This is a genomic window from Gammaproteobacteria bacterium, assembly GCA_019748175.1.
Taxonomy (GTDB): Bacteria; Pseudomonadota; Gammaproteobacteria; order JAIEPX01; family JAIEPX01; genus JAIEPX01.
In genome coordinates, this window is the sequence record JAIEPX010000030.1 from 1 (window position 1) to 25,804 (window position 25,804).

General features: G+C 41.0%; 21 protein-coding genes and 1 tRNA gene. 6 read left to right on the forward strand and 16 right to left on the reverse strand.

What is annotated here, in order from left to right; translation table 11 throughout:
* Positions 1 to 101: 101 nt before the first annotated feature.
* From fusA to rpsL, 3 genes are read right to left on the reverse strand one after another with little or no spacing between them, the layout of a single operon-like run.
* A complete protein-coding gene (gene fusA, locus K2X50_10295) occupies positions 102 to 2,213 on the reverse strand; it encodes an elongation factor G (protein ID MBX9587627.1) in 2,112 nt (703 codons plus the stop codon).
* A gap of 6 nt (positions 2,214 to 2,219) precedes the next feature.
* The gene (rpsG, locus tag K2X50_10300; GenBank protein ID MBX9587628.1) at positions 2,220 to 2,798 is read right to left on the reverse strand and encodes a 30S ribosomal protein S7; all 579 of its coding nucleotides are present in this window, start codon (positions 2,796 to 2,798) and stop codon (positions 2,220 to 2,222) included.
* 12 nt (positions 2,799 to 2,810) lie between these two features.
* Positions 2,811 to 3,185, reverse strand: a complete 375-nt coding sequence (gene rpsL, locus K2X50_10305; GenBank protein ID MBX9587629.1) for a 30S ribosomal protein S12 — start codon at positions 3,183 to 3,185, stop codon at positions 2,811 to 2,813.
* A gap of 84 nt (positions 3,186 to 3,269) precedes the next feature.
* On the opposite strand from rpsL, the gene K2X50_10310 reads away from it, so the two are divergent.
* Positions 3,270 to 3,587 carry a type II toxin-antitoxin system PemK/MazF family toxin gene (locus K2X50_10310; protein ID MBX9587630.1) on the forward strand — a complete coding sequence of 106 codons (318 nt, stop codon included), beginning with the start codon at positions 3,270 to 3,272 and terminating at the stop codon, positions 3,585 to 3,587.
* 46 nt (positions 3,588 to 3,633) lie between these two features.
* Here K2X50_10310 and K2X50_10315 read toward each other — a convergent pair whose 3' ends face one another.
* Entirely contained in the window at positions 3,634 to 5,646 is a 2,013-nt protein-coding gene (locus tag K2X50_10315; GenBank protein MBX9587631.1) for a hypothetical protein, read from the reverse strand.
* Between the two features lie 198 nt (positions 5,647 to 5,844).
* Between K2X50_10315 and K2X50_10320 the strand changes: the two genes are divergently transcribed.
* The 5 genes from K2X50_10320 (at position 5,845) to K2X50_10340 (ending at position 10,898) form a co-directional block, all read left to right on the forward strand.
* Positions 5,845 to 6,516, forward strand: a complete 672-nt coding sequence (locus tag K2X50_10320; GenBank protein MBX9587632.1) for an HAD family acid phosphatase — start codon at positions 5,845 to 5,847, stop codon at positions 6,514 to 6,516.
* A 76-nt stretch (positions 6,517 to 6,592) separates the two neighbouring features.
* Positions 6,593 to 7,687, forward strand: a complete 1,095-nt coding sequence (locus tag K2X50_10325; protein ID MBX9587633.1) for a hypothetical protein — start codon at positions 6,593 to 6,595, stop codon at positions 7,685 to 7,687.
* A 123-nt stretch (positions 7,688 to 7,810) separates the two neighbouring features.
* Complete coding sequence (locus tag K2X50_10330; GenBank protein ID MBX9587634.1) at positions 7,811 to 9,199, forward strand: NAD-dependent succinate-semialdehyde dehydrogenase; 1,389 nt, start codon at positions 7,811 to 7,813, stop codon at positions 9,197 to 9,199.
* 16 nt (positions 9,200 to 9,215) lie between these two features.
* On the forward strand, positions 9,216 to 9,764 hold the full coding sequence (locus tag K2X50_10335; GenBank protein ID MBX9587635.1) for an NAD(P)H-dependent oxidoreductase: 549 nt from the start codon (positions 9,216 to 9,218) through the stop codon (positions 9,762 to 9,764).
* 219 nt (positions 9,765 to 9,983) lie between these two features.
* A complete protein-coding gene (locus K2X50_10340; GenBank protein ID MBX9587636.1) occupies positions 9,984 to 10,898 on the forward strand; it encodes an EamA family transporter in 915 nt (304 codons plus the stop codon).
* A 68-nt stretch (positions 10,899 to 10,966) separates the two neighbouring features.
* On the opposite strand, the gene K2X50_10345 is transcribed toward K2X50_10340, so the two are convergent.
* From K2X50_10345 to K2X50_10400, 12 genes are all read right to left on the reverse strand, one after another.
* Complete coding sequence (locus tag K2X50_10345; protein MBX9587637.1) at positions 10,967 to 11,605, reverse strand: hypothetical protein; 639 nt, start codon at positions 11,603 to 11,605, stop codon at positions 10,967 to 10,969.
* Between the two features lie 47 nt (positions 11,606 to 11,652).
* Positions 11,653 to 12,573 (reverse strand): hypothetical protein, encoded by a 921-nt coding sequence (locus tag K2X50_10350; protein ID MBX9587638.1) that lies wholly within the window; start codon positions 12,571 to 12,573, stop codon positions 11,653 to 11,655.
* 161 nt (positions 12,574 to 12,734) lie between these two features.
* The gene (locus K2X50_10355; protein MBX9587639.1) at positions 12,735 to 13,397 is read right to left on the reverse strand and encodes a serine protease; all 663 of its coding nucleotides are present in this window, start codon (positions 13,395 to 13,397) and stop codon (positions 12,735 to 12,737) included.
* A gap of 410 nt (positions 13,398 to 13,807) precedes the next feature.
* A complete protein-coding gene (gene rpoC, locus K2X50_10360) occupies positions 13,808 to 18,025 on the reverse strand; it encodes a DNA-directed RNA polymerase subunit beta' (protein MBX9587640.1) in 4,218 nt (1,405 codons plus the stop codon).
* A gap of 31 nt (positions 18,026 to 18,056) precedes the next feature.
* The gene (rpoB, locus tag K2X50_10365; protein MBX9587641.1) at positions 18,057 to 22,181 is read right to left on the reverse strand and encodes a DNA-directed RNA polymerase subunit beta; all 4,125 of its coding nucleotides are present in this window, start codon (positions 22,179 to 22,181) and stop codon (positions 18,057 to 18,059) included.
* Positions 22,182 to 22,352: 171 nt separating this feature from the next.
* Positions 22,353 to 22,733, reverse strand: coding sequence for a 50S ribosomal protein L7/L12 (gene rplL, locus K2X50_10370; protein ID MBX9587642.1), 381 nt, complete (start codon positions 22,731 to 22,733; stop codon positions 22,353 to 22,355).
* Positions 22,734 to 22,761: 28 nt separating this feature from the next.
* Complete coding sequence (gene rplJ, locus K2X50_10375) at positions 22,762 to 23,289, reverse strand: 50S ribosomal protein L10 (protein ID MBX9587643.1); 528 nt, start codon at positions 23,287 to 23,289, stop codon at positions 22,762 to 22,764.
* 230 nt (positions 23,290 to 23,519) lie between these two features.
* Positions 23,520 to 24,233 carry a 50S ribosomal protein L1 gene (rplA, locus tag K2X50_10380; GenBank protein ID MBX9587644.1) on the reverse strand — a complete coding sequence of 238 codons (714 nt, stop codon included), beginning with the start codon at positions 24,231 to 24,233 and terminating at the stop codon, positions 23,520 to 23,522.
* Positions 24,233 to 24,667 (reverse strand): 50S ribosomal protein L11, encoded by a 435-nt coding sequence (gene rplK, locus K2X50_10385; protein ID MBX9587645.1) that lies wholly within the window; start codon positions 24,665 to 24,667, stop codon positions 24,233 to 24,235. The genes rplA and rplK overlap by 1 nt, the downstream gene beginning before the upstream one ends.
* A gap of 110 nt (positions 24,668 to 24,777) precedes the next feature.
* The gene (gene nusG / locus K2X50_10390; protein ID MBX9587646.1) at positions 24,778 to 25,314 is read right to left on the reverse strand and encodes a transcription termination/antitermination protein NusG; all 537 of its coding nucleotides are present in this window, start codon (positions 25,312 to 25,314) and stop codon (positions 24,778 to 24,780) included.
* 4 nt (positions 25,315 to 25,318) lie between these two features.
* Complete coding sequence (gene secE, locus K2X50_10395) at positions 25,319 to 25,693, reverse strand: preprotein translocase subunit SecE (protein MBX9587647.1); 375 nt, start codon at positions 25,691 to 25,693, stop codon at positions 25,319 to 25,321.
* A 35-nt stretch (positions 25,694 to 25,728) separates the two neighbouring features.
* Positions 25,729 to 25,804 (reverse strand) — tRNA-Trp (locus tag K2X50_10400).

Genomic DNA, 25,804 nt, shown 5'->3' on the forward strand with positions numbered 1-25,804 from the left:
TCTTACCGTGGTCCACGTGACCTATTGTGCCCACGTTGACGTGGGGAAGGGTCCGTTCAAAGGTTTCTTTACCCATTTCTCTATCCTCTTAATTAAACAAACTAACTCTGACTACTACTAATAATGGCTTCAGCTACGTTAGCTGGAGCCTCAGCGTACTTCTCAAATTCCATCGTATACGTTGCACGACCTTGAGACAATGATCGCACTGAAGTCGAGTAACCAAACATCTCAGCCAAAGGCACGAGTGCTTTAATGATTTTACCCGTTGGATTTTCGTCCATACCTTGGAGCATACCACGGCGACGGTTTAAATCACCCATCACATCGCCCATGTATTCTTCAGGAGTCACCACTTCTACTTTCATGATGGGTTCGAGCAATACAGGTTTCGCTTTCTTAGCGCCATCTTTGAATGCCATCGAACCAGCGATCTTAAACGCCATTTCATTCGAGTCTACATCATGATAAGAACCATCAAACAACGTTACTTTTACATCAACAACAGGGTATCCAGCAATTACACCAGAAGCCATCTGTTCAACAATACCTTTTTCTACTGCAGGAATATATTCACGAGGAATTACACCACCTGCAATTTCATTCACAAACTCAAATCCTTTACCCGCCTCATTCGGATCAATCTTAATCCAAACGTGTCCGTACTGACCACGACCACCCGTTTGTCTAACGAACTTGCCTTCTTGTTCTACATGTTGGCGTATGGTTTCGCGATAAGCAACCTGAGGTTTACCCACGTTGGCTTCTACGCTGAACTCACGACGCATACGATCAACAATAATCTCTAAGTGCAGCTCACCCATACCTGAAATAATGGTTTGGCCTGATTCTTCATCTGTACGAACTCGGAACGAGGGATCTTCTTGGGCCAACTTACCTAAAGCGATACCCATTTTTTCTTGGTCAGCCTTGGTCTTAGGCTCAACAGCTACGTGAATTACTGGCTCTGGAAATACCATACGCTCTAAAGTTACGACTTTATCAACATCACACAACGTATCACCCGTAGTAACATTCTTAAGTCCTACAGCAGCGGCAATATCACCCGCGCGGACTTCTTTAATTTCTTCACGAGAATTAGCATGCATCTGTAACAATCGACCAATACGCTCTTTCTTACGCTTAATTGGGTTATAAACTGTATCACCGGATTGTATCATCCCGGAATAAACTCGAATAAATGTCAACGTTCCAACGAAAGGATCTGTTGCGATCTTAAACGCTAATGCTGAAAATGGCTCACTATCTGAAGGGTGTCGTTCAACTTCAGTCACGTCATCTTCTAATGTACCAAAAATTGCTGGGACTTCATTAGGAGCAGGAAGAAATTCTATAACTGCATCTAATACAGCTTGTACACCTTTATTTTTGAACGCTGAACCACAAAGAACCGGAATAATTTCATTATTAATGGTTCGAGCTCGAATACCTTGCTTAATTTCTTCAATTGATAACTCACCCGTTTCAAGGTATTTGTTCATCAACTCTTCATTCGCTTCGGCTGCCGCTTCAACCATAATTTCACGTAACTGCTTCGCTCTATCGAGCAATTCAGCAGGAACTTCTTCAGCTGTGTATGTCATACCGCGATCATCTTCATTCCAAATAATGGCCTTCATACGGATGAGATCGATCACGCCTTTGAAATTCTCTTCAGCGCCAATGTTTAGTTGTATCTGAATAGGATTTGCACCTAAACGATCACGAATCTGAGCAACTACACGATCAAAATTTGCGCCCGCACGGTCCATCTTATTAACGAATCCAAGACGAGGAACACCATAGCGATTAGCTTGGCGCCATACCGTTTCTGTTTGAGGCTCTACACCACCAACCGCACAAAATACTGTAACGGCCGCATCGAGTACACGCAATGAACGCTCTACTTCAATAGTAAAATCCACGTGTCCCGGGGTATCAATAATATTAATGCGATGCAAAGGAAACTGTTTGTCCATACCCAACCATGACGCGGTCGTAGCGGCAGAAGTAATCGTAATACCACGTTCTTGCTCTTGTTCCATCCAGTCCATGACGGCAGTACCTTCATGCACTTCACCGATTTTATGAGATCGGCCAGTATAAAACAAAATACGTTCTGTTGTAGTTGTTTTGCCGGCGTCAATATGGGCCATAATACCGATATTACGGGTTCTTTCTATAGGGACTGCACGAGGAGCTATTGTCGTCATCTTTAATTACCACCGAAAATGAATAAAGGCTTTATTAGCATCAGCCGTACGATGAACATCTTCCATCTTTTTGAAAGCACCGCCGCGTTTATTTGCCGCATCTAAAATCTCACCAGCCAATCGTTCTGGCATCGATTTTTCACCACGCTGTTGAGCGTATAGAACCAACCAACGTTTGCCCAACGCTTTACGTCGCGAATCGCGAACTTCAACAGGGACTTGATAAGTAGAACCACCCACACGTCGAGATTTAACTTCAACAGCAGGCATTACGTTCGACAAAGCCGATTCATATATTTCAAAAGCGACTTTGCGTAATTCATCACTATTCCAGATAGAAACTGCAGCTGAAGACATGGTTTTACTGCCTTTGCCGCCGCTTTCACCACCTGTTTCATCTTCATTTTTCTTTATTTTTCCTTTAGATCGAAGGGCCACAATATTCAAAGCACCATAAACGATCTTTTCGGCAACAGATTTCTTACCATTACGCATAACGCTATTAATGAATTTTGTAATTTCCACTTCTTTAAAGAGTGGATCTCCTAAAATAATGCGTACTGGTGCTGCGCTTCGTCTAGACATTACCCTTTCCCCCTAAGACTTCGGTTTCTTCTGGCCATACTTAGATCGGCCTTGTTTACGTTTTTCAACACCAGCCGTATCCAAGTTACCTCGTACGATATGATATCGCACACCAGGTAAATCCTTCACACGACCACCACGTATCGTAACCACTGAGTGCTCTTGTAGATTGTGGCCTTCACCACCAATATAAGCGGTCACTTCAGCGCCGTTTGTTAAACGAACCCGAGCAACTTTACGCAATGCAGAGTTAGGCTTTTTAGGCGTAGTTGTATACACGCGAGTGCAAACGCCTCGCTTTTGAGGGCATCGATCTAAGGCAGGCACCTTAGACTTATTAATTAATCTTTTACGCGGTTTTCGAACCAGCTGATTCACTCTAGCCATGTAAAATACACTCCAAATCCTACTTTTATAAAGTAACTTAAACAAAAAAGAACGGACGCGGGATCATATAAGACCCCCTGCCCACTGTCAAGCAAATGCGATTTTTTGGCCGGCCTTTTCAGGACCGCTAAGCTGTTGATCTGCCATCTTGATAGAGGAAAATACAGCCGCCACTACGCAGGTCGAGCGATACTACACGAGCCCCTACCCCATTGCAAGCGAAATACGGCGAAATTCACAGCAAGATGGATAAGTGTGTCTTGTCTCGATAAACAAGTGAGTGCTGTTTGTGACCAAATACGTTCGGTCGACAAAAGCAGACTGCGCAAATCAGCTGGCAGCCTTTCTTCAAAAGACTTACAAGCGCTCGATGATGCACTTAGACAGGTCTTAGCATTGTAGCGGTAGAGGATGTAAGAGCACAACCAGGAGAGGGCCTATATTCTATTTAGTTAGAGGGACTTTGGCCATGGCGAGGTTCTACTGATTGCGATCTTGAAGGAAGAACAATATCCAGTTCTTTTACAAGAACAAGCAGGAAAGTGTTTACAGAGTTCAAAAGAGTTTTGGGATCTATACCATTAAGATTACCTACTTTATTAAATTCTTTCTCAAGATGAAATTTTCTGGCCAGTTGACTGGCTTCTAAATAACGGATACGAGCCATCACACCTAATTGTTCTTCATCCAAATCCAACAAACCCAACCGCTCCTCGGCTTGCGCTAATTTTTTTTGATTTTCAAGGAGCGTTTTGCTTAATTGCTCTCTTTGTTTATCCAATAAAACAAGTTGATCCTCTGAAAAATGCATCACTTTCATTTCTTGTGGGCTCATCTTAAAAACTTGTGCATTTTGTGCGTGAAGCTCTTTCATCGTCTGATCATACTGTTGAGTAAGTTTTTTGCTTTTTTCATCAGCACCTTCTCTATCGAATGAAGAAGCAGCAGCTGGCTGAACATTACTTAATTGTTTTTTTTCTAATTCTTGCATTCTCTGAAAAGCATCTTGGTTTTGCAATTTCGATTCATCTAGCTTCTTCGCCAACTCTGTATTTTCGCGATGCATTTTTACCACCGCTTCCGTGCTGACCTCCCCGATTGTTTGTTTAATTCGGTTATTTAATTGAATTTCAGCTTGGCGATATATCGCATGTAATTGACTCGCTTTACGATTAAGCCCAAAGACCGAAAAAGTATCTTTCTCTTGCCTTAAGAATTTGACCAATTCAACATCTCGTTTAATTGGATCTACAATCGCATTTTTTCCTCCCTCAGAAATCTCACTAATTTTATCTAAGACTCTTTGAGCAGATATTTTACGGGCTCGTGTATGATGGTAATCCCGATTATCTCTATAGGCTGTTACTAAGTCTCGAATATTATCCGCAACCGTAGTACCAACATCCCACATAAATGACTTCTCTTTACCTTCTACAAGAATCTCAACAAGCTGAACATCTTCAGCCTTAACTTTGACACGAGTAGACACCTCTACTTTATTTAATTCTACAAAATCCATCGAAGAAGCAGCAATAAGTTGCTTGAGCGTTGCAACATCTTCTTCTTTTTTTTGAATTGTTTGTTCTACCGATTGAATTTTACTTAAAACCTTATCATTCTCAGTATTTATACTGCGATTTCGACTCCCTTTACCAACAACCTCATCCTCAAGAAAAATAAAATAGTTAGTTTTTGCCACTTCGTCTGGGTCTGATATCATAATTGCAGAGAAAAGAGTAGATGCCACTCCAAATAATCCCCCACTTTTACGCTCTCCTTTTACTTCATTGACAGGCGTGTAATTATCACCTTGACTATTCTGTTTCATTAATTTGCGTCGCTTCACATTTTCCTGAGATAATTCATCTAATAATTTTTCATTCAACTGAGCCTCTAGATCAATCGTATCTGCCGTTTTTTTGAGCTGCTGTTTTTGAATTAAACGATCTGATCTCTGCCTGTGAATTTCCAGCGCTTTTAATTCTTCTTCCTCGAGTTGACGATCTAACTCTGCTCGATTATGAAGAACCGAAGCTTTCATGACAGAATGATTCGTTGCTGCTTGAACAGCAGATTGGAGATAATAATAAAATGGGTCTAGACTTCCATTTGCTCGGTGATTGTCCAGTGTCGATAATAAATCATTGATCTCACTAGGTAAAAAATCATATTTTAAAGGCTCTCTTGAAAATGGCTGATGCGCATCAAAAAGAGTTTTAATTTTACTCATCTCCTCTGGATATTTTTTAAGCATTTTCTCTTTCATGCTCTCTAGACGCTTCTCATACCAATCTGTAACAACATCACCTTCTTCGTCTACAATATCAATTTTGTCTATGTGAATGTAACCCAGATTAGCCAATAAATTTCCCCACACTCCTTCGCGCTCATCCCAGATGACCAGCGGACTCTCCTTGATCACTTTACATCTAAGCAATTTCAGATCTAGAGACTTAGCCATAACCCACCTCAGTTATTCTTATACGCCTATTACAATTATAGCAGATCAATTAGCCACAGCTCGAAGAGGCTATTCTAAAGCTTTTTGAGCATTCGCAGGGTAACAGCCCCTTTATCTTTAGGCTGCGTGCAGGTAAAATGAACGAACCTAGATTCTGCAGTTGGAATCGAGAATATTACTAGCTCAAAGGTATTGGATATGAAATATCGTCACTTCAGAACTTTCTGTTTACTCTTAAGTATTCTATTTATTACACCCAGCTTTGCGGTAGAACCTGAAAATCTATACGTCATCAAAAAAAATCTTGTAAATTATTTTGAGGCAGGCCTTTATCAAGGCGATGTTCAAGCCGTAATTAATAAAGCGGAACAATATTTACAAGAACGAATTCAATTAAATGAAGCTCTCGCACACCCAAAAAAATTAGCGATCGTTTTAGATATAGATGAAACCTCCCTATCCAACTTCCCCTATATGAAAAAACTAGACTTTGGAATTGATTCCCCAATTTTAAAAACTATTGGACTGGAAACTGACGACCCCCCAATTAAACCTACTCTAAATTTATTTAACTACGCATTGCAACATCATGTGAGTATTTTTTTTGTCACAGGTCGTTTTGAAAAAATGCGCACAATGACTGCGAACAACCTTAAAAAAGCAGGCTACACTAGCTGGAAAGAATTGTTCCTCAAACCCAATACCTACCATGAAAATTCGGCAATCCCCTACAAATCTGCCATCCGCAAAAAAATTACCGAAAAAGGTTATGATATTGTACTCAACATTGGCGATCAAATTAGCGATTTGGAAGGCGGTTATGCCGACCGCACTTACAAGCTTCCAAATCCGTATTACTATGTCCCTTAAATCAGCTATAATATCAATGGCAAGGAGCATAGAGTGAAAGCTTGATAACATTCGCACTGCAATGGAGAGCATAAACATGGATAAAGAAGTGAAAGGTCGTTCGAGCAGCCGTTTTTGGGTTAAAGTTTCGGCGGTTGTATTGGGACTGTTGTTTTATGGATTGTTGAATTTCATCCTCGAAGATTTAGGAACCATTCATCAACCGAATTATCAAAAAATTCAAGCCAAACACGTTAGCCAAAGTGTATTAGATCAAGAACAACAATTAAACAATGAGATTAATGCACATAATAATCAAATTAAAAGACTGTCTGATAATCAGCAATATATTAAAAATAATGCAGACAACTTGAAAACGACGATCGATCAGATGCTTGACATTCAAAAATCCAGCCTTCAAAAAAACATTACCGTCTCTGAAAAAGATAAAGCCTCTTTCAACGAAGCTCAAAATGTTTTTCTGAGCTATCAAAATCAATTTAAGACCCTCAATGATGACATTCTTAATTGGCAAAAATCAAAACATATCCTAGAAGGAAAGCTGGATAATGTTCATACGACGCTAGATCAACAAAGAAAACTTGCGGACAAAGAATATTCTCAACTGTCAGAAAAGCACCGTTTTTTTCAAGCCAAACTTCAAGTAAGCACCCTATTAATTATTCTCTTATTTAGCTTGCTATTACTGCGAAGATATTACACTAACGCTTACTCTATTATTTTAAAAGCATTCTGCCTTGCTACTTTTATCCTTACATTTCTCACCATCCATGAATTTTTCCCCTCTCAATATTTCAAATATCTTCTTATTGGCGCATTAATTCTCACCGTTATTTATTTAATGACTAAATTAATACAATCCATAAAATCACCCAAACTTGATATGCTAATCAAACAATACAGAGAAGCGTATGAACATTTTTTGTGTCCCGTTTGTGAGTTTCCAATTCACATGGGGCCAAGACGATTTTTATTCTGGACCCGACGCTCAAATGTTCAGTTAAAATTACCCAAGACAAAAGAGAGCCATGATTTTGAAATCTATCATTGCCCGGCATGCAGTACTGAATTATTCAATCAATGCTCTTCTTGCCAACAAGTGAGATATTCATTACTACCAAGCTGTTCACACTGTGGGCACAAAAACACTGATAGCCAGCAGAGCGCATAAAAGCTAGATTTTATTACCAGCCCCATGATCAGAACCTAAATCAAGCCCCGTGAGCTGAATTTGCTTGGATTTAGAGCCGATGTTATAATTCAGACATGATTTAAATCACTCAAGGACTCGAGTATGACAATTTCTGCTATCAATCCAACCAGTGGCAAAATTGTTAATACGACTCCAGAAATGAACTCTAGTCAAGTGCTCTCAGCAATTGCATCCACAGCCCAAGCCTTTGAAAATTGGTCTACCACTTCTTTTGCAAAACGTGCTCAGTGCATGTCGAATGCAGCTGAAATTTTACGTCAAGGTGCACAACCTTATGCAGAATTAATGGCCGATGAAATGGGCAAACCTGTGCGAGAAGGTCGAGCAGAAATTAATAAGTGCGCCGATACCTGCGATTATTACGCAGAATACGCTGAATCATTATTACAACCTAATACCATCTCACTCCCCGATCGACAATGTGTTGTATCGTATCAACCTCTTGGCGTTATTTTGGCCATCATGCCTTGGAATTTTCCGTTCTGGCAGGTATTTCGATTTTTAATTCCTACTTTAATGGCTGGCAATGTTGCATTACTCAAACACGCCTCGAATGTACCCGGTTGTGCAATTGCGATTGAAGAAGTAATCAAAAAGGCGGGCTTCCCTCAAGATGTTTTCAAAAATTTACTAATCAAAAATACCGTTGTTGAACACGTCATAGAACATCCGGCTGTTCGTGCAGTGACACTCACTGGCAGTACTTACGCAGGCCGACAAGTCGCTGCAAAAGCAGGAAGTCTTGCAAAAAAATCGGTACTAGAATTAGGTGGAAGTGACCCGTACATTATTTTAGAGGATGCTAATTTGTCACAAGCTGTTCCCATTTGTGTCAATGCGCGCTTAATTAACTCAGGCCAAAGCTGCATCGCAGCAAAACGGTTTATTGTTTCAGAATCAATCCAAAAGGAATTTGAAAAACAATTTGTGGCCATCATGCAAAAAGCTGTCATGGGAAATCCTCGTGATGAGGCCACACAAATTGGACCACAAGCTCGCATCGATTTACGTGATGCCCTCCATCAACAAGTTCAATCGAGTATAGAAAAAGGGGCGCGCTGTCTTTTAGGCGGAGAAATTCCCAGCGGACCTGGTGCATTTTACCCACCTACAGTGTTAACGAATGTTAAACCTGGCATGCCCGCGTATGATGAAGAATTATTTGGTCCAGTCGCTGCAATAATTCCTGTTGCCAATGAAGAAGAAGCGATTCGAGTAGCCAACGATACTATTTACGGATTAGGCGGTGCAATTTTCACAGCCAATGTGATGCACGGAGAAGAAATTGCAACGAAACATTTGCAAGCAGGCAATATTGGAGTGAATATTGCGGTGAGATCCGATGCTCGCCTGCCTTTTGGTGGAATTAAATCCAGTGGATATGGTCGTGAACTGAGCGAAATTGGCATTAAGGAATTTACCAACATCAAAACCGTTTCTGTTGGGCGAGATTTGACCGCGTTTTTTTAACTTAAGGAGTATGAGGATGATAAAAATTATTGGAATTTCAGGCAGCTTGAGAAAAAGCTCTTACAACACTGCGTTACTGCAAACAGCAAAAACACTGATGCCTGCAGACTCTGAATTGCATATTGTTTCTATCGATGGCGTCCCACTCTTCAATGAAGATCTCGAAAAAGAAGGCGCACCTGCTATCGTGAATTCTCTCAAAGAACAAATCATCGCCGCTGATGGATTGCTGATCAGTACTCCAGAATATAACCACGGGATTCCTGGCGTACTGAAAAATGCTATCGACTGGATTTCTCGACCACCTGCAGACACTGCAAAAGTCTTTGCTGGCAAACCGTTTGCATTGATGGGAGCATCACCGAGTGGCTTTGGCACAGTGTTTGCACAAACCTCCTGGCTGCAAACCATTCGCTACCTTAAATTACGTCCGTGTTTTGCAAATGGCCTCTACGTCTCTGCCGCGCACCAAAAATTTGATCCCAACTTAAAACTGACAGATGAACCCACACTGGCTACTCTGAAAAAATTCCTTGAGGATTTTGTCTCCTTCATCGACGAATGACATCAAAAAAACACTATATAAATAGCCATTTTTTGAAATTTCGCTCGCCCTGAGCTCGGATTTTTTTCTCTCAGAAAATTTCCGACTCCAGGAGAGAAACGGGGGTAAAAAAAACTTTTGCGGAATATGTGCTATGCTTATTGACTAATGGAGTCTATTGGATATAGCATTTGTTTTTAATCACTCATTTTGAGTGAGCTACAAAGGGAAATTGACTGAATGATAAATATACACTTGCCACCTTCGGGTAGTGCAAAATCTGCAACCTTCTTAGGTTACGGTAGTATCATTCTGTGGTCATTGTCAGGAATTCTCACCGCCGCTGTTAGCGGAATCCCCACCTTCGAAGTTCTCACCATTGCTTTTGGTGTAAGTTTTTTTCTCAGTCTCATGGGCTGGAAAAAGTGGGGTGAAGTTAAAAATCTAAAACGTCCACTCTACACCTGGGTTCTCGGAATCATTGGAATCTACGGAAGCGAGTCGATGTACGTCGCTGCTTTTAAATTTGCTCCAGCGGCACACGTCGACTTAATCAGTTCATTGTGGCCCATTTTTGTTGTAGCTTTTTCTGCTTTTATTCCAAACGAAAAATTTGTCGCGCGTTATTTAGTGGCATCAATAATTGGATTTTTCGGTGTTTACTGCATAATCTTCGGTGATCAACAATGGATCAGTGTGGGTGATAATCACTGGCTAGGATATATGCTCGCGCTACTAGGCGCTGTGCTCGCGTGTGTATATACGCTGACTACCCATCGTTATACTGAAACATCTATAGAAACGATGACCATCTACGCTGGTTGCTGCATGTTATTTTCTCTAATTCTACATTTTCAATTTGAAATTACCCTGGCTCCTTCCATTATGGAATGGGCCACGATGATCACCATGGGACTTCTCACTCAAGGTCTTGCATATATGCTGTGGAATCACGGCGTGCATTACGGCAATTATAGATTGCTGAGTATTTTGTCTTATTCCAGCCCGATCATTTCTATTTTCTTATTGATTCTTTTTGGATTCGCAAATTTCACTCCGCAACTACTCGCAGCTTGCGCACTCATGTGTTTTGCTTGCGTAGTCGCCAACACCAAAGAAACAGGTCTGGAAGCTACACAACTTAAAGTTGCTTGATTCGACCCATATTTGAACTTCATTGACCACAAGCCAAAGAAAAAATGATCAATTGTAAGGATATCTCATTATTTATTAATAGGTTGCACTAACTTTGTAGCGTCAATATTCTGAACTATTTTAACGGGATCAAATCCTCGTTCAGAAGCAACCTTAAGAATATTTGTTAATAACGATGCGACGTCCTCTTCATCTATTAAGCTATGTGATTCAACTTCTTGACGGCAAGTCTCAAGGACAGCTCTACCAAGTATTTCAGATTCTTCCATTTCCATCTTTTCAGACTCAGAAAATGTGCAACCATGTTCTTTAAGCTGTTTTTGATAACTTAAGAGATGAGGAAAATTCCTGTCAACAAACTGTTTAATTTTCTTACCATTACTTGGTGTGTATTCCACACTATCAGTGAAATCCCTTTGGAAAATTTCTTGTCTCCATGGATCATTTCTTTGTACAGAAACATCAAGAAAGTCTAATTTACCCTGGATATAAACTGTTATTTCAGGTAACTCTGAGATATCTATTTTTATAGGTGAATCGATTACGTAATATAAAGTACCTTTTTGAGAAGGCAGTTTTGAACAATATAATTTTAATTTAGCCTTACCTTGATGTTTAGTCGCAACATATCGTTCGATATCAGCTATAACGTCAGGATCTGTAATTCTGGATCCTGCTCGTCTTTTTTCACCAGAAACCGATTTCATAAGCTTTCTCCAAAATTAACTTTTACAACCCCACGTTCAGTAATGTACTATTTTGAATACCCTCGAGGAGATTCATGATCTTCAGACGGCTTTTCTTTAGCGACATAAGCTTTGACATCTGAGACAAGCCCTAAACTCCCTGCCTCTTTGTTCAACCTTACCACAGTTTCATTAACTTTTCCAGACCATGAAGAGGCTACTTCACGCAGTGATTCCCCTGCAGTATCTCGGGCATTCATATGCACTATATCACTGCGCATAGCATTTAACTCACCTACACAATCTAAAACACGCCCTCCTGAGATCTTTCCAATCATAATGAATCGACAACAATTGCCCGCGCCTACCAATGCCAAACAAGCTGCCTGGGGATTTTCCAGTGCCGCAAACCCCTTTGCACGCTCTAGAAAATATCCAGCCTGATTAAACATTTTTGCTTGAGCAGCTTCATTTCCTTTTAAAATCTTGACCACATTACTGCCTCGAGAGATTTTTGTAACTTCTCGACTTACATCTGATAATGCATCTTTAACAAAATGTCCTTGGCATAGAAGAATAGCCTGCTCTGCCAAATATTTTGTTTTATCTTCGTAAATTATATGAAAGCTATCAGCCACTATATTCCTTGCTATTTTAAATAAGCACCATTGTTGCTGGTCTGTTAACTCTGAACAAAATTTTGACGTTGGTTTAACAGTATCTAACAACTCTAAAGTAGTTTTGTCTGTTAACGTGGCTGGCAAATGAGCTTCAATTAATGTTCCAAGCTGAATCACATCCCATAATAAATTGTATTTAATATTCGGTTCATACTCCGCCGTTGATATCTTTTCAATCAATTGAACTATAGGCTGTAGATCTTTAGCCGAAGCTATATGTTTTAGAAAAGGAAATAGCCTGACCTTCTCCTCTAATAAATCAACCTTCTTAAATTCTCGCATATGATAAGGATTTGTTGCTTTTTTCACTCATACATCTCCTACAATACCACCTAGTTCATTATAGCACATCATCCAAAATCACGCCTAATATCCAGTCTCTATGGAAATATTAGAAGATATTGAGAGTGATTTCTTAGATCAATATTAAATTGCAATTTCGATTTGTCTAATTGTCAAGTTTTAACTTCTTATTCTTCTAAATCTTTTATGAAATCTAGAATATCATGAGCTGGGTGAATCAGCCCAAACTGCTCAATGATATATTTTTCAACTTTATACTCACCTTCATTCTCCACCTCGTGTAAACTTAATTCGGTAGAATGTTGATTATTTCCTACAGTCATTCCAAGAAGTTCCATCGAGGTCGTAAACACAGGTGAACCACTCATTCCACTTGGAATTGCGGTGGAGATTTCAACTAAAGATTTTATTTTTGAATTTAATGATGTGTTATGTGAAGAAGTACGAACAATATTTCCTTTCAAACATCTGGGCTCGACATCAATTGAGGCACCTGTTATCAAGAATGTATAGCCCACCAATTGATAGTCTGTACCTATTTTAATTTTTTCAAGATAGTATTTCTTTTCGAAAAATGGCAATCTATCAGATACTGAAATTATTGCAAAATCATATTTATCATGCTTGGAAACTTTGGATACCTCAACAAGATTGCCTTGTTGATCATCAGTTCTGGGATTAACAAAAATTTGCAAGTCTTTTTCATCGCATCCTTCAATAACATGCGCACATGTCAGAATTTTTGAAGGAGAGTATATAATGCCACTTCCTAAAAACCTCCGATGCTTAGAGCTAGCTATGCCAACAGCTAATTCTTGCATATTCGACATGGTTAAATCTCCAGTTAATGCTACAGACAAGATAAAAAGAAACTGTATTTCAAAGTATAGCAGGGTCAAAATCTACGGTAAGAGTATTAAGAGTATAAAGTCTCAACCATGAACACATTTGGTACAGTCAATGCAATGCTCTACATTGTTTATTATGGCATCGTACCCTGTGGACTTGATGGATAACGGCTGGCGAGAATAAGGTGAGAAAGGCACGGTATCAGGTTGACGGAGTCTGGTGTCTCCTTTCGGGATCGTGTCGAGCCAGGAAGGCGAGACCCGAAGCCCTTCCATAGAGGGACTTGCTGGGCGGTCCCGAAAGGAGACACCAGACTCCGTTAACCTGATACAAATGCAGAAGAAAAAAAGGGCAGTAACACTGCCCTTTTTAGTACTAAGAAAATAAAGACTTATTCCGCAGCAGTATCACCTGCAGCTTCGGCCGCTGACTCACGAGCAGAAGATTGCAGAGCTTTACTTAATTGCTCTTCAGCTTCGCTCGCAGAAACTGTCTTCGGACCGATTACAATTTCTTCTTCCTCAACACCCGCACGTCTGCGTTGATGATAAGCAAATCCGGTACCCGCAGGTATGATTCGTCCTACCACAATATTTTCTTTCAATCCAAGTAACGGATCACGCTTACCACTAACAGAGGCTTCCGTCAGTACGCGAGTGGTTTCTTGGAACGAAGCTGCAGACAAGAATGATTCAGTCGCCAAAGAAGCTTTTGTGATACCCAACAATACGGGTTCGTACAGCGCAGGTCTTTCACCTTTTTCATTCACAATATCATTGGACTGCTGAACAAGATATTTTTCAATTTGTTCTTCTTTCAGAAGTTTAGAATCGCCAGGATCAGCGATCTTCACCTTACGAAGCATTTGACGAATAATCACTTCAATATGCTTGTCATTGATTCTCACACCTTGTAATCGATAGACATCCTGCACTTCATTAATGATGTAATTCGCCAATGCAGTAACGCCCAACAATCGTAAAATATCGTGTGGATCCAACGGACCATCAGCGATGACTTCACCCTTGGCAACACTTTCACCTTCAAATACGGTGAAGTGACGCCATTTAGGAATTAATTCCTCAAACGGGTTCTCGCTCATGCCTTGAATAATCAAACGACGTTTTTCTTTGGTTTCTTTACCAAAGACCACAACACCTGATTCTTCAGCCATGATAGCGGCATCTTTAGGCCTTCTCGCTTCAAACAAGTCAGCTACACGCGGTAGACCACCGGTAATATCGCGAGTTTTTGATTTTTCTTGCGGAATACGCGCAATCATGTCACCCACACCGATCTTGGCTTTATCTTCAATATTAATAATCGTGCCATTAGGTAAGAAATAATGCGCTGGCTGATTACTTCCAGGAATGACAAGGTCATTACCTTTAGCATCCACCAATTTCACCATCGGCTTCAATTCTTTACCAGCAGACGAACGCTGTTGCGAACTCATCACAACAATACTAGTAAGTCCTGTCACTTCATCTGTTTGACGAGTAACGGTGACACCATCCACGAAATCGATAAATCTCGCGCGACCCTCTACTTCAGAAATAATTGGATGTGTATGCGGATCCCACTGTGCAACGACTTTACCAGAGCTCACCTTGCTTTCATTATCAATTATAATATTAGCACCGTAAGGTACTTTATAACGTTCACGTTCGCGACCATTGGTATCAATCACCGCCAATTCACCAGAACGCGATACCACCACTAAATGACCCCGTTCATGTTTAACGGTCTTCATATTATGGAGTTTAACAGTACCCTCTGATTTCACTTGGACGTTGTTCACAGCGGTTGCTCTAGAAGCCGCACCACCAATATGGAACGTACGCATGGTTAACTGTGTACCAGGTTCACCAATTGACTGAGCCGCTATTACACCGACTGCTTCACCAATATTCACGAGATGTCCACGCGCTAAATCGCGTCCGTAACACAACGCACACACACCAAAACGGGTAGTACACGTAATGCTTGAACGAACATTGAGCTGTTCAATACTGTGTTCTTCTAATAGATCAACGATCGACTCATCCAACATTGTATTGGCTTCAACAACAACCTCGTTGGTCCTAGGATCAATACAATCTTCAGCGGTCACTCGACCCAACACGCGATCACGCAATGCTTCAACCACATCACCGCCTTCAATCAAGGACGTCATGGTCAATCCGTTCGTTGTTCCGCAATCAACTTCGGTCACAACAACATCTTGCGCAACGTCAACCAATCGACGAGTCAAATAACCTGAGTTAGCTGTTTTTAACGCGGTATCTGCCAAACCTTTACGAGCACCGTGAGTAGAGTTGAAGTACTGCTGTAAGTTCAATCCTTCACGGAAGTTTGCCGTAATCGGGGTTTCAATAATGGTGCCGTCTGGTTTAGCCATCAAGCCTCGCATACCTGCGAGCTGACGCATCTGAGCCGCAGAACCTCGCGCACCAGAATCAGCCATCATAAATACTGAGTTGAATGAAGGCTGTCTGACTTTCTCGCCTTTAGCATTCAGTACTTCTTCGGTAGACAACCCTTCCATCATCGCCTTCGCGACTTGTTCATTAATGTGGGACCAAATATCCACCACTTTATTGTAACGCTCACCTTGCGTCACAAGACCTGATGCATATTGATTTTCGATTTCACGTACTTCTTCTTCCGCGCTTTCAATAATTGCTGCTTTGCTTTCAGGAATAATCAAATCGTTAATACCGATTGAAACACCTGAAACCGTTGCATAACGGAAGCCGGTATACATTAATTGGTCAGCAAAAATAACGGTATCTTTTAGACCTAATTGTCGATAACAACTGTTCAGAAGACTCGACACCACTTTTTTCGTGAGCGGTCGGTTAATCATACTAAACGGAAGTCCTTCAGGAATAATATGCCATAATAATGCACGACCTACTGTAGTTTCGGTGAGCGTGGTTATACCTGATTCAGTGATTCGCACACGAACTTTTGAATGCAACTCAACTTCTCTAGCGGAATAAGCACGCTGAACTTCATCCTCATCTGCAAAAACCATACCTTCGCCTTTTGCGTTGATACGATCTCGCGTCATGTAATACAAGCCCAAAACCACGTCTTGAGTAGGAACAATAATAGGCTCGCCATTCGCAGGTGAAAGAATATTATTTGAAGACATCATCAACGCACGCGCTTCGAGCTGTGCTTCGAGGGTTAGCGGAATATGAACAGCCATTTGGTCACCGTCAAAGTCGGCGTTATACGCTGTACACACTAAAGGATGTAATTGAATCGCTTTACCTTCGATCAAAACAGGTTCGAACGCTTGAATACCAAGACGGTGCAATGTTGGCGCCCGGTTGAGTAACACAGGATGTTCACGAATCACTTCGTCAAGAATATCCCAGACTTCCGGCTCTTCTAATTCCACCATGCGCTTAGCTGCTTTGATGGTTGTCGCTAATCCGCGGTATTGTAATTTACTGAAAATAAATGGCTTGAATAATTCCAGCGCCATTTTTTTAGGCAGACCACACTGATGCAATTTCAAAGTAGGTCCTACCACAATAACCGAACGACCGGAATAATCGACTCGTTTACCCAATAAGTTTTGACGGAATCGACCATGTTTACCTTTGATCATATCAGCGAGTGATTTTAATGGACGCTTGTTTGAACCTGTAATTGCGCGACCACGACGACCATTATCCAGTAATGCATCCACCGCTTCTTGAAGCATACGTTTTTCATTGCGCACAATAATATCAGGCGCGTTGAGCTCCAACAGTCTTTTCAATCGATTATTACGATTAATCACGCGACGATATAAATCGTTCAAATCTGAAGTTGCAAAACGTCCACCATCCAACGGAACCAACGGACGTAAATCGGGTGGTAACACAGGCAATACAGTCAAAATCATCCATTCTGGTTTATTACCAGATTCATAAAACGCTTCCAGAACTTTTAATCGTTTTGTGATGCGTTTATTTCGAGTTTCAGACGTTGTTGTCGGTAATTCTTCACGAAGTGAAGTAATTTGCGCTTCAATATCAATTCCACGCAATAATTTTTGAACAGCTTCGGCACCCATTTGCGCTTCAAAATCATTTCCGTGTTCTTCTAATGCATCTAAATAGGCATCTTCAGAAAGTAATTGACCAAGTTCAAATGGTGTTAATCCAGGATCGGTTACAACAAACGCTTCAAAATAAAGTACACGTTCGATATCACGCAGCGTCATATCGAGCAATAAACCAATGCGAGATGGTAGCGATTTTAAATACCAAATATGCGCAACAGGGCATGCTAGTTCGATGTGGCCCATGCGGTCGCGACGTACTTTGGAAAGCGTAACTTCAACGCCACATTTTTCACAAATTACACCACGGTGCTTCAATCGTTTGTATTTACCACACAAACATTCGTAGTCTTTAATCGGACCAAAAATTTTGGCGCAGAATAATCCTTCGCGTTCCGGTTTAAAAGTACGATAATTAATCGTTTCCGGTTTACGAATTTCACCAAATGACCACGACCGAATTAAATCGGGTGAAGCCAAACCAATTGAGACAGAATTAAAATCCTGCGCGCCTTCGCGCCTGAGAATATTCAGCAAATCTTTCAAAGCTATTCTCCACTATCCAATTAATTAACGGTTAATCTTGCTCGAGGCTAAAATCAATACCTAACGACCGAATTTCTTTCACTAATACATTGAAAGATTCCGGCATACCTGCTTCCATACGATGATCACCATCCACGATATTTTTATACATCCGAGTTCTACCCTGAACATCGTCTGATTTCACAGTGAGCATTTCTTGCAAGGTATAAGCAGCACCGTATGCTTCAAGCGCCCAAACCTCCATCTCACCAAATCGTTGTCCACCAAACTGCGCTTTACCACCTAGAGGTTGCTGAGTCACCAAACTGTATGACCCCGTAGAACGAGCATGCATTTTGTCGTCCACTAAATGGTTCAGTTTCAGTAGGTACATATAACCCACTGTCACTGGTCGATCAAAAGCCAATCCTGTTCGTCCATCATACAATGTAGCTTGACCAGATTCTGGTAATCCCGCTAACGCTAACATCGCTTTAATTTCAGATTCTTTAGCACCCGAAAAAACTGGCGTTGCCATTGGAACACCTGCACGTAAATTTTGTGAGAGATGAACAATTTCATCATCATTCAACTCTTTTAGAGAAGATAACTGATCTTTATCACTCTCATAAATAGCAGATAAATTTTTTCGTAAATCTGGGGCCTTCGCATGTTTATCTAATAATTCACCGATCTTCAATCCCAGCCCTTTCGCAGCCCAACCTAAGTGTGTTTCCAATACTTGACCCACGTTCATACGCGAAGGAACACCCAAAGGATTTAAAACGATATCAACAGGCGTGCCATCTTTCATAAAAGGCATGTCTTCGATAGGAACAATCGTTGAAATTACACCTTTATTACCATGTCGACCTGCCATTTTATCACCAGGCTGAATGCGACGTTTTACCGCCAAATACACTTTAACAATTTTGATCACACCTGGAGCGAGATCATCACCTTGTTGCAATTTTTTACGTTCAGCATCTAACTTCTTCTCATTATCTTTATGCAATTGCTTCAATTGCTTTTCATGCGCTTCTAAATGTGCAGTAGTTTCTTCATTTTTCAATCGCACATCAAACCATTTTGAACGATCGAGCTCATCCAAATACGTTTTAGTGATTTTCGCACCGGCTTTTAATTTATTCGGACCACCCGCTGCCGTTTTACCCACTAAAAGATATTCTACACGAGAAAATATAGAGTCTTCTTGAATACGTAGCTGGTCATTTAAGTCTTTTTTGATGCGCACAAAAGCAGCTTTTTCAATTGCTAAAGCACGTTCATCTTTTTGCGTACCTTCACGAGTAAACACTTGAACATCGATCACAGTACCATTACTTCCTGGCGGTACTCGCAATGAAGTATCTTTTACATCAGATGCTTTTTCACCGAAAATTGCACGCAATAATTTTTCTTCGGGTGTTAATTGTGACTCGCCTTTTGGCGTAACTTTACCCACGAGAATATCGCCTGTTTCCACTTCGGCACCAATATACACAATACCGGAATCATCCAACTTCGATAATGCACCTTCACCAATATTAGGAATATCCGCAGAAATTTCTTCTGCTCCTAATTTTGTATCACGAGCAATACACGTTAACTCCTGAATATGCACACTAGTAAAACGATCTTCTTCCACTAATCGTTCAGAAATTAAAATAGAATCCTCAAAGTTGTATCCATTCCAAGGCATGAATGCGACTAATAAATTTTGTCCTAATGCCAATTCACCTAAATCGGTGGAAGGACCATCGGCCAACACATCGCCTCGTGAAACAACATCACCCACATTCACTAAAGGTCTTTGATTAATACAGGTGTTGTGGTTAGAACGCTGAAACTTGGTTAAATTGTAAATATCAACGCCCACATCGCTTGATGACGTTTCTGCTTCGTTGAGACGCACAACAATTCGCGATGCATCCGCTGAGTCAACAATACCGCCACGTTTTGCAACTACAGTAACACCAGAGTCGATTGCCACCATATGCTCCATACCAGTACCTACTAGAGGTTTTTCAGGACGAAGAGTGGGTACAGCTTGACGCTGCATGTTTGATCCCATCAAAGCACGGTTAGCATCATCATGCTCTAAAAACGGAATTAATGAAGCAGCAACCGAAACAATTTGCTTCGCAGAAACGTCCATATAATTAACTTGTTCTGGGGATGCAAAAGTTGATTCACCTTTGTAACGACAAGCAACTAACTCATCAATAATTTTTCCATTTTTATCGAGTGTAGTACTCGCTTGAGCAATGTAAAAATCACCTTCTTCGATCGCAGAAAGATAATCAAAATCATCGGTGACTTTACAATTAAGAACACGACGATATGGACTTTCAATAAAGCCATAGCTATTAATTCGCGCATAAACTGCTAACGAATTAATTAAACCAATATTCGGTCCTTCAGGAGTTTCAATCGGACAAACTCGACCATAATGAGTAGGATGTACGTCACGCACTTCAAATCCTGCACGATCGCGTGTTAAACCACCAGGCCCAAGGGCAGAAATACGACGTTTGTGAGTCACTTCTGACAACGGATTATTTTGATCCATAAATTGTGAAAGCTGACTGGATCCGAAAAACTCTTTAATTGCAGCAGAAACTGGTTTTGCGTTCATCAAATCTTGCGGCATAAGATTTTCTGAATCTGCCAAACTTAATCGATCTTTTACTGCGCGCTCAACACGAACTAAACCGATACGGAATTGGTTTTCAGTCATTTCACCAACGCTTCGTACGCGTCGATTTCCTAAGTGATCGATATCATCGATTTCGCCTTTACCATTACGAATCGCAACCAACACTTTAAGTGCATCAATAATATCTTCTTTCATTAATACGCCAGGGCCTTCGAAACCTTCTCGACCCACGCGTCGATTAAATTTCATTCGACCTACCGGTGAAAGATCATAACGTTCTTCAACAAAAAATAAATTTTGGAATAAATTTTCTGCAGCATCTTTTGTAGGAGGTTCGCCGGGTCTCATCATGCGATAAATTTCAACCAAAGACTCTAATTGATTACTGGTTGGATCGATGCGCAATGTATCAGACATGTAAGGACCGCAATCAAGGTCATTTGTAAATAAAACTTCGACTGTTTTAATTTTGGCTTCTTTGAATTTGTTAAATAATTCAGGAGTGATTGGATCATTTGCATTTGCAATGACTTCTCCAGTTTCTTTATCAACCAACGTTTTTGCCATTGTTTTACCGAATATATACTCAAACGGTAATTCCAATGTTTTAATGTTTGCTTCAGCAATTCGATTAACATGTCGCATTGTAATGCGACGACCTTGCTGAACGATAACTTTTCCTTTTTTGTCTTTAATATCAACGTGTGCAATTTCACCATTAATTCGCTCTGGAATTAAATCAAGAACAACAGATTCATCGTGAATGTGAAGGGTATTATTGTCAAAAAATAAACCTAAAATTTCTTCAGTAGTGTAACCCAACGCGCGTAAAATAATACTCGCTGGAAGTTTTCGACGACGGTCGATACGAATAAAAATACAATCTTTAGGATCATACTCAAAATCTAACCAAGAACCACGATAAGGAATAATACGAGCGGAATAGAGTATTTTGCCAGATGAATGGGTCTTACCTTTATCGTGTTCATAATACAAACCTGGTGATCGATGCAATTGTGACACTACAACGCGCTCGGTACCATTAATGATAAAACTTCCCGTTTCTGTCATTAAAGGCATTTCACCCATATATACTTCTTGTTCTTTAATATCTTTGACGGTGTGTTTGTTGCCTGCACTATCTTTTTCGTAAATTGTCAAACGCACTTTCACACGCAAAGGCGCTGCATACGAAAGCCCTCGAAGTTTACATTCGTGGACATTGAATCCTGATTCACCTAATTCGTAGCTCACATAATCAAGTTGAGCTTGCCCAGAATAACCAACAATTGGAAATACGGATTTGAAAGCACCGTTTAAACCAAAATTTCCGCGCTCTTCCGGAGCGATACCAGCCTGCAAAAAACGCTCATATGATTCGAGCTGAACTGTTAACAAATACGGCTCGGTCATTGCTTCCTTGCTTTTACGGAAGGTTTTTCGCATACGTTTTTTTTCGGTGTAGGATAAAGCCTGGGTGGTAGAACGTTGTCGTCCAGAAGCAGATAATGTCGGCATGCGTGATCCTCGTACTCTAAATAAACCAAAATCAATTAGGGTGCCGCGCAACATGGCGCAACACCCACTACAGTCTACTATTTATTCGGAACCTCAAGTTACACTTGCGATTCCCGAATACAGAGGAGAGAAACACAGTTCTCTCCTCTACTCAAAACACACGAAGTGTTATTACTTAACCTCAACGGTTGCGCCAGCTTCTTCAAGTTTCTTCTTGATAGTCGCCGCTTCATCTTTAGCAGCAGCTTCTTTAATGGTGGCAGGTGCGCTTTCTACTAAATCTTTAGCTTCTTTTAAGCCAAGACTTGTAAGTTCACGAACCACTTTAATCACACCAATTTTGTTAGCGCCAGCGTTAGTCATGATGACGTCAAATTCGGTTTTCTCTTCTACAGCGGCAGCAGCGCCCGCAGCAGGAGCAGCAGCAACAGCGATAGGCGCTGCAGCAGATACACCAAATTTTTCTTCCATATCTTTAACTAACTCAACAATATCCATTACGCTCATCTCAGCGACTGCGTTAAGAATATCGGCTCTTGATAATGTTGCCATTATAATGTCTCCTCACAAAAAATAATTATTAAGCAGCTTTCTTTTGATCACGAACAGCTGCAAATGCACGAACCATCTGGGCGTGCGGCTCGGCCAAAGTACGCACCAATTTCACAGTTGGAGCCTGTAGAACCGACATGAGTATAGCAATAGCTTGGTCACGAGTCGGTAGATCAGCAACAGCATTAAGCTGTTTTGCTTCTAACAACTGACCGCCCATTGCCAATGCTTTGACAGTAAAGATTTCATTTTCTTTCACGAAATCTCGTACTAGTCTTGCTGCAACTCCTGGATCTTCAGGCGCAAAAAGTAAAATAATTGGGCCCACTAAAGCTTCGCTCATGCAAGCAAAATCAGTATTTTCAAAAGCGCGTCGGGCTAAAGTATTTCTAACCACTTGCGCATGCAAACCAGCGTCTCGTGCTTTAGAACGGAAGGATGTCATTTTACCGACCGTTAAACCACGATACTCTGCTGCAATCACTAATATTGACTTACTTGCAAACTTTGCAACGTCCGCGACGATCGCCTGTTTTGCATCAAGTTTTAGTGCCACAATAAACCTCCAATTACATCAGAATCTCTCAGTCCCAACTTTCATCAGACACTGAATTCAATTCTGACTCCCAATTTGGCGAATCTAATTTCTCGACTCTAACTTAGAGTGAGAATGCAGTTCACCGCCTGCGCAGGCTAGGTAACCTATTAAGCAACTCCATTGGGCAGTCGCACCTGCGGTCTCCGACGGTATAGACATTTCTGTCTAAAACCGCGAATTCTTTTAATCTACGCTAGCGAAGCAGTATCTAAAACAAGTCCGGGACCCATCGTGGTCGTAACAGTGACTTTACGTAAGTAAATACCTTTAGCCATGCTTGGCTTCGCTTTAATCAAATCTGCAATCAATGTATCAAGATTTTGCTTCAACTGTTCTGGTGTGAACGTAACTTTACCAATTGAACAATGAATAATACCCGCTTTGTCAATTCGATAACGAACTTGACCGGATTTAGCATTCTTGACAGCTGTTTCAACATCAGGTGTAACAGTGCCGACTTTTGGATTAGGCATTAAACCACGTGGACCTAATACTTGACCCAACTGACCCACAATACGCATGGCATCAGGTGTTGCAATAACAACGTCAAAGTCCATCTTACCTTGTTTAATCGTTTCAGCCAGATCTTCAAATCCAACAATATCTGCTCCAGCCGCTTTAGCCTTATCTGCATTTGCTCCTTGAGCAAATACTGCCACTCTCACATCACGTCCAGTACCATTCGGAAGAACCGTCGCACCACGAACCATCTGTTCAGATTTTTTCGCATCAACACCCAACCGAATCGCTACGTCAACACTTTCGCCCTTCTTAAATTTCGCAGTAGGACATTTTGACAATAGCGCAAAAGCTTCCAGTGGTTGATACTGTTTTGTAAAATCGATGAGCTTATTAATTGCCTGACGACGTTTACTAATTTTTGGAGTTCTATTTGTAGTCATTATTGTTTACCTCCTTCAACGTCGACACCCATGCTTCGCGCTGAACCCGCAATAATTTTCATCGCAGCTTCGATACTACCTGCGTTCAAATCTGGCATTTTAGCTTGAGCAATTTTTCTCAACTGCTCTTGAGTGAGCTTTCCAACCTTATCGGTTTGTGGAATAGCACTACCCTTCTCAATTCCCAACTCTTTCTTGATAAAATAAGTATTGGGTGGCTCTTTAATGACAAAAGTAATACTTTTATCCGCATAAACCGTAATAATAACAGGTAATGTAATACCGTGCTGATTTTGCGTTTGCGCATTAAAATCTTTGCAGAAACCCATAATGTTTACACCATGTTGTCCCAGAGCAGGACCTACAGGTGGGCTTGGGTTTGCCATGCCGCCTTTGACTTGCAGCTTAATATAAGCCGTCACTTTCTTTGCCATTGCACTCTCTCCAATTGGGTACAAACGCTAACCAATATTTTGACTAGCTCCCCGTTAGGTGTTACCACCATCAAAACAAGCACTCAAAAATGAGAGCTTGCACTCTCAGGTTAACTTTTCTCAACCTGACTAAATTCTAATTCAACCGGTGTTGATCGACCAAAAATCAATACAGCAACGCGTAATCGGCTCTTCTCGTAATTGACATCTTCGACAACGCCATTGAAATCTGCAAAAGGCCCATCAGTAACACGAACCACTTCTCCAGCTTCAAATAATATTTTCGGTTTTGGTTTCTCAGCGCCTTCTTGAACACGCTGTAAAATTTTATCGGCTTCAGCATCAGGAATAGGTGCAGGTTTTTCACCACCAATAAAACCCAAAACATTGGGTGTATTTTTAACGAGATGCCAAGTTTGGTCGTCCATTTCCATACGAACAAGGACGTAACCCGGAAAAAATTTACGTTCACTGCGATGCTTTACTCCGCCACGCATTTCAACGACTTCTTCAGTAGGAACTACAATTTCTTCAAATTTGTACTCCATACCTTCTAAATTTGCGCGATGAGTAAGCATTTTTACAACTGTCTCTTCTTTTCCAGACCGCGCTTGTATCACATACCATCTTTTAGTAGCATCTGACATAAATTTACCCCGTAAACATCGCTATTAGCCACATAAGCACTGAATCAATTGCCCACAGTAATATCGCAGTTATGACAACCATCATTACGACGATCATGGTTGACTGCATAGTTTCCTGGCGTGTAGGCCAAACGACTTTGCGTAATTCAATGCGTGATTCTTTCGAAAATTCCTTGATGTGACGACCTTGGGCTGTTAGCAGTGCGAGCGCACCTGCAGAACAAACAACTAATATCCAGCCGGCTGCGCGAAGAGCCCATGCAGTTTCACTATAATAATAATTAGCAACAACACTCGCGCCGACCAATAGTACAATGACGGACCAGATCAGGCGATCTCGACCGGTAGACTCCGGTGATGTTTCAATTTTTTGCCCCATTTTACCGCACCCACAAATTTTCACACTATATGTACTGGCAGGCCAGGAGGGAATCGAACCCCCAACCTGCGGTTTTGGAGACCGCCGCTCTGCCAATTGAGCTACTGACCT

What these genes read in the sequence shown, in the direction of transcription:
- fusA (MBX9587627.1), bottom strand. Translation starts at nt 2,213, where the DNA reads ATGACGACAATAGCTCCTCGTGCAGTCCCTATAGAAAGAACCCGTAAT.
- rpsG (MBX9587628.1), bottom strand. Translation starts at nt 2,798, where the DNA reads ATGTCTAGACGAAGCGCAGCACCAGTACGCATTATTTTAGGAGATCCA.
- rpsL (MBX9587629.1), bottom strand. Translation starts at nt 3,185, where the DNA reads ATGGCTAGAGTGAATCAGCTGGTTCGAAAACCGCGTAAAAGATTAATT.
- K2X50_10315 (MBX9587631.1), bottom strand. Translation starts at nt 5,646, where the DNA reads ATGGCTAAGTCTCTAGATCTGAAATTGCTTAGATGTAAAGTGATCAAG.
- K2X50_10320 (MBX9587632.1), top strand. Translation starts at nt 5,845, where the DNA reads ATGAAATATCGTCACTTCAGAACTTTCTGTTTACTCTTAAGTATTCTA.
- K2X50_10325 (MBX9587633.1), top strand. Translation starts at nt 6,593, where the DNA reads ATGGATAAAGAAGTGAAAGGTCGTTCGAGCAGCCGTTTTTGGGTTAAA.
- K2X50_10330 (MBX9587634.1), top strand. Translation starts at nt 7,811, where the DNA reads ATGACAATTTCTGCTATCAATCCAACCAGTGGCAAAATTGTTAATACG.
- K2X50_10335 (MBX9587635.1), top strand. Translation starts at nt 9,216, where the DNA reads ATGATAAAAATTATTGGAATTTCAGGCAGCTTGAGAAAAAGCTCTTAC.
- K2X50_10340 (MBX9587636.1), top strand. Translation starts at nt 9,984, where the DNA reads ATGATAAATATACACTTGCCACCTTCGGGTAGTGCAAAATCTGCAACC.
- K2X50_10345 (MBX9587637.1), bottom strand. Translation starts at nt 11,605, where the DNA reads ATGAAATCGGTTTCTGGTGAAAAAAGACGAGCAGGATCCAGAATTACA.
- K2X50_10355 (MBX9587639.1), bottom strand. Translation starts at nt 13,397, where the DNA reads ATGTCGAATATGCAAGAATTAGCTGTTGGCATAGCTAGCTCTAAGCAT.
- rpoB (MBX9587641.1), bottom strand. Translation starts at nt 22,181, where the DNA reads ATGCCGACATTATCTGCTTCTGGACGACAACGTTCTACCACCCAGGCT.
- rplL (MBX9587642.1), bottom strand. Translation starts at nt 22,733, where the DNA reads ATGGCAACATTATCAAGAGCCGATATTCTTAACGCAGTCGCTGAGATG.
- rplA (MBX9587644.1), bottom strand. Translation starts at nt 24,233, where the DNA reads ATGACTACAAATAGAACTCCAAAAATTAGTAAACGTCGTCAGGCAATT.
- rplK (MBX9587645.1), bottom strand. Translation starts at nt 24,667, where the DNA reads ATGGCAAAGAAAGTGACGGCTTATATTAAGCTGCAAGTCAAAGGCGGC.
- nusG (MBX9587646.1), bottom strand. Translation starts at nt 25,314, where the DNA reads ATGTCAGATGCTACTAAAAGATGGTATGTGATACAAGCGCGGTCTGGA.
- secE (MBX9587647.1), bottom strand. Translation starts at nt 25,693, where the DNA reads ATGGGGCAAAAAATTGAAACATCACCGGAGTCTACCGGTCGAGATCGC.